Source organism: Streptomyces sp. NPDC060049, from assembly GCF_042736715.1.
GTDB lineage: Bacteria > Actinomycetota > Actinomycetes > Streptomycetales > Streptomycetaceae > Streptomyces.
Window position 1 is genome coordinate 1 of sequence record NZ_JBHWVV010000030.1, and the last position, 11742, is coordinate 11742.

At 71.6% G+C, this 11742-nt stretch carries 8 protein-coding genes; 1 reads left to right on the forward strand and 7 read right to left on the reverse strand.

The features are described 5' to 3' along the window. Positions 1–144: 144 nt before the first annotated feature. From ACFWBY_RS35260 to ACFWBY_RS35280, 5 genes are all read right to left on the reverse strand, one after another. A complete protein-coding gene (locus ACFWBY_RS35260; RefSeq protein ID WP_385337664.1) occupies positions 145–1863 on the reverse strand; it encodes a hypothetical protein in 1719 nt (572 codons plus the stop codon). A 309-nt stretch (positions 1864–2172) separates the two neighbouring features. Then, positions 2173–4425 (reverse strand): FxSxx-COOH system tetratricopeptide repeat protein, encoded by a 2253-nt coding sequence (gene fxsT / locus ACFWBY_RS35265; RefSeq protein WP_385337667.1) that lies wholly within the window; start codon positions 4423–4425, stop codon positions 2173–2175. Then, the gene (locus ACFWBY_RS35270; protein WP_385337670.1) at positions 4422–4829 is read right to left on the reverse strand and encodes a hypothetical protein; all 408 of its coding nucleotides are present in this window, start codon (positions 4827–4829) and stop codon (positions 4422–4424) included. Before ACFWBY_RS35270 ends, fxsT begins: the two co-directional genes overlap by 4 nt. Before the next feature lie 111 nt (positions 4830–4940). Then, a complete protein-coding gene (locus tag ACFWBY_RS35275; RefSeq protein WP_385337673.1) occupies positions 4941–7025 on the reverse strand; it encodes a tetratricopeptide repeat protein in 2085 nt (694 codons plus the stop codon). A gap of 146 nt (positions 7026–7171) precedes the next feature. Further along, positions 7172–9022: an AMP-dependent synthetase/ligase gene (locus ACFWBY_RS35280; RefSeq protein ID WP_385337866.1), complete on the reverse strand. Its 1851-nt coding sequence runs from the start codon at positions 9020–9022 to the stop codon at positions 7172–7174. A gap of 192 nt (positions 9023–9214) precedes the next feature. Here ACFWBY_RS35280 and ACFWBY_RS35285 point away from each other — a divergent pair, with 192 nt between their 5' ends. After that, on the forward strand, positions 9215–9811 hold the full coding sequence (locus ACFWBY_RS35285) for a DinB family protein (RefSeq protein WP_385337676.1): 597 nt from the start codon (positions 9215–9217) through the stop codon (positions 9809–9811). 131 nt (positions 9812–9942) lie between these two features. Here the strand turns inward: ACFWBY_RS35285 and ACFWBY_RS35290 are convergent, their stop codons facing one another. Together ACFWBY_RS35290 and ACFWBY_RS35295 are read right to left on the reverse strand one after the other, a co-directional pair. Then, positions 9943–10959, reverse strand: a complete 1017-nt coding sequence (locus ACFWBY_RS35290) for a helix-turn-helix domain-containing protein (protein WP_385337679.1) — start codon at positions 10957–10959, stop codon at positions 9943–9945. Between the two features lie 306 nt (positions 10960–11265). Then, the gene (locus tag ACFWBY_RS35295) at positions 11266–11742 is read right to left on the reverse strand and encodes an ATP-binding protein (RefSeq protein WP_385337682.1); all 477 of its coding nucleotides are present in this window, start codon (positions 11740–11742) and stop codon (positions 11266–11268) included.

Below are 11742 nucleotides of genomic sequence, written 5' to 3' on the forward strand. Positions count from 1 at the left end.
CGGGGCCCCCGCCGGTGCCCGGGCCGGGGGCGGCGGCGGGGCCCACCCCCCCCCCCCCCCCGCCCCCGTGGCCCGGGGGCCGGGGGCGCTTCGGCGTAGGCGGTACGGACGACTCCGGGGCCCGGGGCCGGGAAGGGCCCGGGCTTACGGCTTCGGGGTGGACGTCCCGGTCGGAGTCGGAGTCGGAGTCGGGGTCGGGGTCGGGGTCGGCTTCGCGGTGATCGTGAGCTCCAGGAAGAGTTCGACCTTCTCCGAGATCCGGACGCGCAGCGTGTACGTGCCCGGGGCCACGCCCGTCGTGGACAGCTGCGGCAGTGCGATCTTGCCGTCCGCCCCCGTCGCCGCCGGCTCCAGCTCCGTCAGCTTCTTGCCGTCCTTGTCCAGGAAGTACGGCGTCGTACCCGCCGTCGCCGGGTCCGCGGGGACCCACTTCCCGTCCTTGTCCTTGGTCCCGAGCCCGGCCGTGGCCTTCGCCCCGGCGACCGCGTCGCCCTTCGCCGTCGCCAGGAACTGCACGCCCGTGATCGGGGTCCCGGTCTCCGCCACGATCGGCTTTCCGGCGCCCGCGTCGCTACGGACCAGCAGGTCCGCCTCCACGGGTACCGGCGTGGCCGGGGTGACCTTGCCCGTGAGCCTCACGGTGGCCTCGCCCGCGGTGACGTAGCCCGTGCCGCGCAGGACGAACCCGCCCGCCTTGGGGCCCGCCTTGAGCTTCGGGACGCTCAGCAGACCCTGGGCGTCCGTGCGGACCACCGCGAAGTCCTTGCCGTCGGCCTCGAAGACGGTTCCGCCGGTGGTGTCCTCCTCGACCGACAGCACGACGGCCTGGTCGGCGGCCGGCTTGCCGTCGCTGAGCACCGCCTTGATCTGCGGGGTCCGGGCGAAGACGGTCCCGGCCTCGGCCGTGAGCTCGGTGGCGCCGACCACTTCCAGCTTGGCCAGGTGCGGGGCCGGCGGGGTCACCGGCGGTGTCACGGGCGGTGTCACCGGCGGTGTCACCGGCGGCGTAGTCACCGGCGGCTTGGGCGCGGGCGGGGTCGACGGCGTGGGCAGGACGGGCGGGTTCGGGGTCGGGTAGGTGCCGGCGGGCGGGTTCGGCACGGCGGCCGCGCCGTCTCCGGCCTGGTACTGCCGCATGTACCCGAGCACGGTGTTCACGTACTCGCGCGAGTTGTTGTAGCTGAGGACGGCCTTGTCCAGGTGGCTCGCGTCGGAGAGGTTCCGCCCGCCCGCGCAGAGGTAGAGGCCCGCGCCCAGCGCCGCGTCGTAGATGTTGTTCGGGTCGCGCTTGGCGTCGCCGTTGCCGTCGGCGCCCCACGTCGACCAGGTGGAGGGGATGAACTGCATCGGGCCGACCGCGCGGTCGTACACGGCGTCCGCGTCCCACTCGCCCTTGTCGGTGTCCCTGATCTCGGCGAAGCCGTTGCCGTCCAGGCGCGGCCCGCGGATCGGCTTCTCGGTGTACCCGTCCGCCTTGAGCCCGTAGCCGGAGGCGTGTACGGACTCGGTCCTGCCTATGCCCGCGAGCAGCTGCCAGGGCAGCTTGCAGCCGGGCAGCGCGGCGGCCACCGACACCTCGGCGCGCTTGTACGCGTCGAGGGCGGTCATGGGTATGCCGGCGACGGCCCCTTCGGGACTGGCCGCGCCCGGCGGCGGCGCCGGGTCCGCGACGAGGTCGGGCAGGTCCAGCCGGGCGTCACCGCGGTCGGTGGCCTGCGGGCTGTCGGGGGTCGGTTCGGCTTCCCCGGCGCCCGCGATCGGCGTGTTGGTCACGACCGCGGCGGTGGTCAGGCTGGCCGCGAGGGCGGCCGTGCACATGACTTTGCGCGAGGTGTTGACGAGGTGACGGTGAAGTGGCTTCACGGTGCGGCAATCCCCCCAAGGCGGGCGGCCGATCCGGGCCCCCGTAAAACGTGAAAACGTCACATCTGGCTACGCGTACGACCGAAGGGGCCGTGGAGGTTAACTGTCTATCAGGTCTTCGGACCCGACTCACCGTCCCCCCGGGAGATGTCGCCCACCATTCGTCTCGACTTCGCCGGTCACTTGTCCACAAATGAACCAAGGCCCCAAGTCCCCGCCGCATATACCCCAATGGCACACACTTGGCCGTTCTGCGCTCTTGGTCCCGCGGGGTGGTGACCAGCAGGAAGGACCGGCGGCGCGAGGCCCCTACGCGGAACGCGCCCGTTCCAGGTTCACCCTCACCACCTCGGTCGTCGGATGGCCCGCGCCCAGCACTCGCACGCAGCCTTCCAGCGTGCGCTCGAACAGCGGCACCGCGCGGGTCAGGTCCCCCGCCGACTCGTAGGCGCCCGCGAGGTTGTTGCGGGATACCAGCGTGTCCGGGTGGTCGGCGCCCAGCACCCGCTCGCAGTCGTCCAGAGCGCGCTCGAACAGCGGTACGGCGCGGGTCAGGTCTCTCGCCGACCTGTACGCGTACGCGAGGTTGTTGCGGGAGGTCAGTGTGTCGGGGTGGTCGGCGCCCAGCACCCGCTCGCGCTCTTCCAGGGTCCGCACATACAGGGGCACCGCCCGGCCCACGTCCCCGAACGACTCGTACGCGCCCGCGAGGTTGTTGCGGGAGGTCAGCGTGTGGGGGTGGTCGACACCCAGCACCCGCTCCAGGGTGGCGAGGGTGCGCTCGAACAGCGGCACCGCCCGGCCCAGGTCTCCCACGGTCTCGTACGCGCTCGCGAGGTTGTTGCGGGAGAGCAGCGTGTCGGGGTGGTCGGCGCCCAGCAGCCGCTCGCGGTCTTCCAGGGTCCGCTCGTACAGCAGCACCGCCCGGCCCAGGTCCCCTGCCGACAAGTACGCACCCGCCAGGTTGCTGCGGCAGACCAGCGTGTCCGGGTGGTCGGCGCCCAGCAGCCGCACCTGGCTGGCGAGGGTGCGCTCGTACAGCGATACCGCCCGGCCCAGATCCCCTGCCGACTGGTAAGCGTTCGCCAGGTTGTTGCTGGATTTCAGCGTGACCGGGTTGTCGGCGCCCAGCACCCGCTCCCAGGCCGCCAAGGCGCGCTGGAAACCCAGGAGTGCGGGGGAAAGTGCGCCTTGTCCCTCTAGGTAGGTGGCGGCGCGGTCGAGGACGTAGGCGATGTCGACAGTGTCCTGATCGGATGTCCGGTGGCTGGTGAGGGCGTCGATGTGCGGGAGGAGTTCCCGGCAGCGGGGCCAGCCCGCAGGCTGGTTGGCTTCGGCGGGGAAGGCGTGCGCGAGGAGGGCGGCCGCCCGGTCGCGGGCGATGTCGACGGCTTCGGGACGGCGGTGGGGGTCGTCGGGGTCGGGAGTGCGGGCGAGGGCCTGTACCAGGCGGTGCACGGTCAGCGTGCCGTCATGGTTGTCGGTGACCATGCTGTAGGCGACGAGCCTGCCGATCGCGGACACGAGTTCCGGCGCTTCGGCAGCGCCGCCCAGCAGGTAGCGGGGGATGCCGGCCGGGGCGTACCAGGCCAGGATCCTCAGGAGGTCTCCGGCGAGGGGTGTGTCGGCCAGGCGGTCGAGGGTCAGCCGCCAGATCCTCGCGACGGTGCGCTCGGAGTCGCCGCCTTCGGCGGTGGCGGCGAACATCGTGGCGGGCCACCGGGCCAGCATGTCGAGGTAGGCCCGGGGGCCGGTGCCGGTCTCCGCGCAGTACGCGGCGGCCTGCTCCACGGCGAGCGCCAGGTGCCCCAGCTCGGCGCACAGCACGTCGGCGCCCTCGGTGTCCCGCGGCCCGTGGTGGTTCAGGATCCGGGTGAACAGGGCGACGGACTCGGCCGGTTCGAAGACGTCCAGGCAGATGGTGGCGGCGTACCGGTGCCAGCCGGTCGCCCGCCGGGTCGTGACCAGGACCCGGCCCCGGCCCGCGAGCCGGTCGACGACCGCGCCGATGTCGTCGACCCGGTCGACGTTGTCCAGGACGACCAGCCAGTCGTCGTGCGCGGCGAGCCACTGCACCGCGCGCTCGGTCTGGAGCTCGGCCGGCAGCTCCCCCAGCCCCGGCTGGAGCGCACGGGCCAGGGCCGCCAACCCGGCATCGACCGCTTCCGGGCCGTCCGCGGTGATCCACCACCGCACGCGAGCGGTCGCCCGGTGCACGGCCCAGTACGCGGCCAGCGTGGACTTGCCGACCCCGCCCAGCCCGTGGACCGCGTGCAGCACCACTCCGCCCGCACCGTCGGCGAATGCCGCGTCCAACGCGTCCAGTGCCGCGCCGCGACCGACGAACCCCGCCGCTGCCGGGATGTTCGACACCCCCTGCGCCTCGGCGTCCAAGCGGATCGGCGCGTACGCCTCGGCCGGCAGCGCCCGCTCGGCGTTCACCACCACCGAGCCGACCACGCTGCCGCCCGCCGCGATCGCCCCCTGGGAGGCCGTCACTCCCGGCGGTGCCGCGGCGGCGACGGGCGAGCCGGCGGCGCGCCGGCGCCACGGGACCTTCACGGGCCGCGGTGGGCGCTCGCCCCGTCGACGTCCCCGCCCGCAGCGATCGACCCGCCGCTCGCGGAGACCCCGGGCCCGCCCGCCGGAGCGCCCGTACCCGTACCGGGCGCAGTGTCACGCGCTCGCGCGTTGCGGACGTTCCCGCCCGCCGCGACCGACCCGTCCTCCGCGGAAACCGGCACCGGCGCGGGCGCGGGTGCCGTGCTCGCCGCGTTCTGCGCGGTGAGCTTGAGCTGCCACAGCCCGACCCCGAGCGCGGCGACGCCTGCGACCGCCCCGGCGATGCCCCAGCCCTGATCGGACCCCTCCGGGTGCCCCACCGACACCCACACCACCAACCCGACCGCCGCGACGGCCCCGACGACCGCCAATGCCCACCAACACGCCCTCAGCCACCCTGTCATGGCTCCATGCTCGCCCCTACGGCATGATCAAATCCCGGGTTCCACCACACCGCGCACTCGGCGACGAGCTCGTCCCGTACGGGTCCCGGCCGCATCTACTCCACTCGCCATCTACTCCACTCGAAATCCCGAGAACGCAATGACCTTTCGAGTCAAGGAGTGTTCTGGTCCCAGGATTCGAATGTGTTCGTCGAGCGTTTCGCGCCATAGAGGCAGCGAAACGCCGGGAGCTTCTACGCATTCCACCAAGCGTGCTACTTGGCGACGCGTATGAAGGGTGTGGAGGTGGTCGAATCCCAGCACCCTTCTCCTGTCGTCGAAAAGTTTCCGTGCGCGCTCCAGAGCGTCTTCGTGAAACCCCATGGCCGACAGCCAGGCCACCTCCCGCCCGCGAGCGTAGAGAGTATCGGCGTGATCCGCTCCCAGTACGAAGGTGCGCCGCCGCACGAGTTCCTCGGTGAGGCCGAACGCTTCGGCGTATCTTCCGGATTTACCCGTCCACATCGCGATTCTGGCTTCGACATCCAGGGTGTCTATGTGATCGGGACCCAGCTTCGTTCGGAACCTTCCCAGGAGAGAACGACACTGATCCGCGGCATCAGCCGGACGCCCCAGCCTTCCGACGGCGTTCGCGATCTGCAGGTGGGTGTCGAGGGTGTCGGGGTGGTCCGTCCCCAGGTGTGATGCGCGAAGAGGTAGCAGTTCGCGCATCAACTCGAGGGCTTCGGCCGCCCGCCCTTGTTTCAATGTCAGGTACGCCAGCTTGGCGTGTGCGTCCAAGGTGTCCCGGTTGCCCCTCCCGAGAGACCTTTCGCGGGATTCCCAGATCGACCGCAACTCGATCACCGCCTGGTCGATACGACCCGTCTTTCCCAGGATGACCGCCTTCGCCACATCCGCTGCCGCCAGGCCGGCCCGTGCCGCCACCGCAAAGGCCCGTTCCGCGCGATCGTGACGGGAATCGAGAAGCGACACCATGCCCATGTCGAGCGCGTCGCGCGGTCTGGCTCCGTTCAGGATCAGATCCCACGACTCATCCGGAATCACTTCGAGGTTCAGAGTGTCCAGGAAGTAGTCGAAGGCCCGGAGACCGGTACTCGATTCGCCGATCAGCATGCTGGCGCCGGCATGCCCCAGAGGCCGGAGGGTCCACGCGAGCGCAGCCTCCAGCCCTTCCGGCCGCAGCTGAGATCCCCCTCTGTCCCTCAGGTAGATCTCGTGCAGCTGCGTCAGAAGAGCCACGGGTACGGCTTCGTGCATGCCGGCGCGACGCACGTCCACCGCGGCCAGCACGAGCGCCGCCCCTCGCGGATGAGCTCCTGGGGACCAGGCGTTCTTCCACGCTTCGAGGAGCTCCGGGCCGGCGGCCAAAACCTCGGCCACACCAAACGCGTCCGAAGCACTCAGCGCACGGCTGATGCGGCGGTCGCCCCGGTAGTGCTGGGCTCTTTCGCGCTCGGCCGGGGACCACCGGCGCGGAATGCGGATCTTCTTCGCCTGGCGAACCACGTCACGGCCATCACGCCAGACTTCGTAGTCGGTGCTGTCGATGACCGCTTCCGCGTGATCACCGAATCGGTCGTACTCGGGGGTTCGCATGGTGGCGACGATCGTCGATCCGCTTTCCAGCATGCGACTCAGGGCGGAGAGTGTCAGTCCTCCCGAGCCGAGGAACCGTTCCAGATCGTCGAGCCAGATCAGGTACTGCCTCCGCATGTTCAGCGTACCGATCAGGCTGGAAATGCCGTCCCGGTTCCGAGGACTCAGCAAGAAATGGTCCGGTGTCAGCAGTCGTGCGGCCTCGAACGCGGATCGTGTCTTCCCGGCTGTCGATTCTCCCACCAGGAGGATGAAGCCTCCGCTCCGGACCGCCGCGTGCAGCTCTGCCTCGATGTCGCGAGGGACGTAAGGGGGAGCGCTCCAGTATCTTGCCGCGCAATCTCCGTCTTCAGGCCGGTACGGATGGATTCCGACCAGCACCGGATCCTGAACATCCCGAACGCGGAGCAGAGTGCCACGGGAATTCTTCGTCAGGAGGCTGTTCGCGGCACGTTCCCGCTCATGGCGTCTATCGCTCAGCGCGGACTCGTTCCTCGCTGCGGCACCACCGCACAGGGCGAGAAATGTGGCGCCCACCATCCCGGCTTGCGCTGCCGGTAACCACAACCCCGCGACGAGCCCGGCCGCGCTGCCCATGATCGCGAATATCGTGAACTTGAGCCATAGGCCGCATCGAAACCAAAGGTTACGCACGTTCGCAGCCCCCTGTGCTCCACACGTCGTGGCCCCATGCCTACCTCCGGCCGGTGGTCGTTACACCACCGGCCACGGTCACGGGGCCGTCAGGGACGGCGGTACAGGGCTTCGATCTCCTTCGCGTAGTCCCGGGCGATGACGCCCCGCTTCAGTTTCAGCGACGGCGTCAAATGGCCCCGCGCCTCGGTGAAATCACCCGCCAGCACCGTGAACCGCCGTATCGACTCGGCCCTCGACACCAGCCGGTTCGCCTCGTCCACCGCCCGCTGGAGGTCCGCCCGCAGTTCTTCGTCCCCGACCAGCTCCCCGATCGGCACGCGCAGCTTCTTGCGCATCTGCCGCCAGTGCTGCAGGCCTTCGGGCTCCAGGGTGATCAGCGCGGTCACGTACGGCCGGTTGTCGCCGACGACCATGCACTGGCCGACCAGCGGGTGGGCCCGTAGCCAGTCCTCCAGCGGCGCGGGGGCGACGTTCTTGCCGCCGGAGGTGATGATCAGGTCCTTCTTGCGGCCCGTGATGGTCAGGTACCCGTCCGCGTCGAGTTCGCCGATGTCGCCCGTGGCCAGCCACTGGTCCCCGCCGACCGGCGGGCCGTTCCAGTACCCGGCGAACACGTGCGGTCCGCGCAGCAGCACCTCACCGTCGTCCGCGATCCGCACCGCCGTCCCCGGCAGCGGCCACCCCACCGTCCCGAGCCTCGGCCGCTGCGGCGGGGTGAGGGTCGCGGCAGCCGTCGTCTCCGTGAGCCCGTAGCCCTCGAAGACCTCGATGCCCGCGCCCGTGTAGAAGGCGGCGAGGCGCCGCCCGAGCGGGGAGCCACCGCTGAGGATGTACCGCACGCGCCCGCCCAGCGCCGCCCGGATGCGCCGGTAGACGAGCGGGTCGTACAGCGCCCGTGCCGCCCGCAGTCCGAGGCCCGGGGACTTGCCCTCGACGACTTCGCCGAAGGCCCGGGCGATCTTGGCGGCCCGGTCGAAGGAGGAGGCGCGCCCCATCCTCTCGGCCGTCGCCCGCGCGGTGTTGTAGACCTTCTCCAGGACGTAGGGGATCGCCAGCAGGAAGGTCGGCTTGAAGCCGGCGAGGTCCGCGAGCAGGTCCTCGCTGCGGATGCTCGGCGCGTGCCCCAGCTTGACCCGCGCCCGCAGGCACCCGACGGCCACCATCCGCCCGAAGACGTGGGACAGCGGCAGGAAGAGCAGGGTGGAGGCCGGGTCCTTGCTGACCGATTTGAAGACGGGGTGCAGCAGCTCCACCGCGTTGTCCACCTCGGCGAAGAAGTTGGCGTGCGTCAGCACGCACCCCTTGGGCTGCCCGGTGGTCCCGGAGGTGTAGATCAGCGTCGCGACCGACTCCGGCCCGCACCCGGCCAGCCGGTCGCGCACGACCTGGTCGGGCACGTGCCGGCCGGCCTTGACCAGCCGGGCCACCGCGCCGGTGTCGAATTCCCACAGGTGCCGCAGCCAGGGGAGGTTGGACCGTTCCGCGCTGATGATCCGGGCCTGCGCGGTGTCCTCGACCGCACACGCCACCGCTCCCGAGTCGTGGATGATCCAGCGCGCCTGGATCGCGGAGGAGGTCGGGTAGATCGGTACGGTGACCAGCCCGGCAGCCCAGCCGGCGAAGTCCAGGAGCGTCCACTCGTAGGTCGTCCTCGCCATGATGGCCAGCCGGTCGCCCGGCCGCAGGCCCTCGGCGATCAGCCCTTTCGCGACGGCGAGCACCTCGGCGGCGAACTCGGCCGCCGTGACGTCCCGCCAGGTCCCGTCGCGGTCTTTGCGTGCGAGGACCGACTCGTGGGGCGCCTCGCGGGCGTTGTCGAAGGGTATGTCGCCGAGGGAGCCCCGCTGCGGGGGCGCCACGAGTGCCGGTACCCACACCTCGCGCACCCGCCCGTCGATCACGGTCTTGCCGGGCTCGACGGGCTCGACGACTCTCACCAGGCTCGATTCGGCTGTCACGGCGTGCTCTCCTCGGTCGGACGCTGTGTTACCGCCGGTAATCTACTTAGCGGTAACTGCCCTTGAACACCCCTTCGACCGCTTTTTCACCGATGCTCCACGCTGCCCCCTCTCACCGCGGCCACCGGAGAAGCGGCTGGAGAGGGACCACCCGCCCGGCAGACTTGCCGCATGACCATTGCGGATCCCAAGGCCGACCTCCTCTTCTACCTCCAGTCCGCCCGCGACGCCCTGCTGTGGAAGCTCGACGGGCTCTCGGAGTACGACGCCCGCCGCCCCCTGACCCCGACCGGCACCAACCTCCTGGGCCTGGTGAAGCACGCGGCCGGTGTGGAGCTGGGCTACCTCGGCGACACCTTCGGCCGGCCGGCCGGGGAGCCGCTGCCCTGGCTCGAAGACGGCGCCGAGGCCAACGCGGACATGTGGGCCGCCGCCGACGAGTCGCGCGAGGACATCGTGGGGCTCTACCGCCGGGCGTGGGCGCACGCCGACGCGACGGTCGACGCGCTGGCACTGGAGACGGTCGGCACGGTGCCGTGGTGGCCGAAGGACCGGAACGAGGTGACCTTGCACCATGCCGTGGTGCGCGTGATCGCCGATACGCACCGCCACGCCGGGCACGCCGACATCCTCCGCGAACTCGTGGACGGCGCCGTCGGGATGAACGAGGGCAACGACAGCATGGGGCCGGGCGATCCGGCGTGGTGGGAGGACTACCGGAGCCGGCTGGAGCGGGTGGCCCGCGAGGCCGACAGGGACGACGCGTAGCTCATCAGGGGGAGGGGGACGGTTCGGGCAGGGCATTCGCGGTGCAGCGCGGCGTCCGGCACGGCGACCGACCCGGTCCCGCCATCGGGCTCCGGCCTGTCGCGTCCTGGGCGACCGGGCGGGATGCGGCGTCACGGAACGGGCGGGCAGTCGCCGCAGCGGCCCGGCTCCGGGCCGCGGAAGGCCCGGTCGCAGCCGTCGCAGTTCTGGAGCGGGTCCGGCCGCTTGACGGGCCGTACGGGCGTGGCGGCGGGGAGGTGGGGCGGGAGCCAGGCCTTCAGGCGGTAGCCGATGAGGCGCGCCGGATGTCGGAGGTCGTCGGGGATGTCCGAGGCCAGCACGAGGCGTACGGCCTCGGGCTCCGCCCCGCGCTCCAGCCACTCCGCGAGACCGGGCGCCAGCTGCCGCACGTCGCGGTCCGCGAGCAACAGCCGGGGATCTTCGCAGCGCAGCCGCGCGAGCAGCTCGCCGGCCTCCCGCAGCCGTGCCTGCGGCGGTTGTACGACGCCGAGCACGGCCCGGCACTCCGAGGCCGAAGCCTGCCCGCCCTCGGACCCCGCCGCGTGCGCGACCCCCGGCTGCGCGATCGACGCGGGGGCGGGCTCCGGGAACAGCTCCGCCAGGCGTACGAGCCCGGGTGCGGACCCGCGCTCCGAGGGCGACACCTGCACCGCCACGACCACCGGCTCCGCACCGGGTGCGGGCGCGGCCATCACCATCGCCTGCGGCTGCGGCTGCGGCTCAGGGGCGGGTGCGGGTTCGGGTTCGGGCGGGGCCACGGGCCCCAGGAAGGGGCCGGGAACCGTATCGGGGGTGTGCTCCGCCTCCGGCCCGGGCACGACCACGGGCGTCGGCGTCGGCACGGCCGTCGCCTCCGGGGTCGGGGTGCTGCGGGCGGAAGGCCGGTTGTAGGACACCGTTCGGGTGATCACCCGGCCGCTCGCCAGACGGACCCGGCTTCGCTCCAGGTACCCGTGCGACTCCAACTCCCGCAGTGCGTCGGAGATCCGCGCCTCGCCCTCCCGGAACCGGTCCGTCAGCCTCTTGATGCCGATGCGGGCGCCGGAGGGCAGCGACTGGATGTAAGCGGCGAGGCCGATCGCGACCAGCGACAGCGAGCGGTGCTGGGCCAGGTGGTTGCCGATCACCGTGTAGTGGTCGGCGTGCCTGACGTTGACGTGGATGACACCGGATAGGGGGGTCCCGGAGGGAACGCGGGACGAGGCGCACGGGGGCGCGCTAAAGTGCTGAAGAGCCATTGGGAAGGTTGTGCTTCCTGTGTGGTCAGGCCCTCGATCGGGATGCCAGTCCCGGCGGGGGCCGTCTCATGTCTGGTGTTGTGGGCCGAGCATATGCCCCGCAACCGTCCTGAAATCCAGCCCAGTTGGCACAGTTCACTCGTCTGAGTTACGGGGAGCCGGAGGGGTGGGGTGGTTGGATTTACCTCACGGGATTTAAGGGGTTTGACGTCCCGACCCACCGGATCCCGGTTCCCCGCGACCCGGTTCGCCGGGTCCGCCGGACCCTCCCGGCACGTCCAGTTCCGCCCACACCGACTTGCACGGCGGCAGCCCCCGGTCCACGCCCCAGCGGTCCGCGATCGCGTCCACCAGCACCAGCCCCCGCCCGGCCTCCGCGCTCCCACCCGCGTCGCGGATTCCCGGGACCCGGTCGCCGCGCGTGTCCACCACCTCGATCCGCAGCACGCCGCCGGCGAGGGCGAGCCCGAGGCGGAAGCCCCGCCCGGGCACCCGGCCGTGGGTCACCGCGTTGGCGGCCAGTTCGGCCACGATGAGCGCCGGCCCCTCGCAGCACAGGCCCCAGGAGGCGAGTTTCTCGACGGCGAGGCGCCGGGCCTGGCGGGCGCCGCTGGGCGTGGCGGCGAGCTGGGCGGAGAACTGCCCGGCGGAGTCACGGATCTGAAGGTTCAC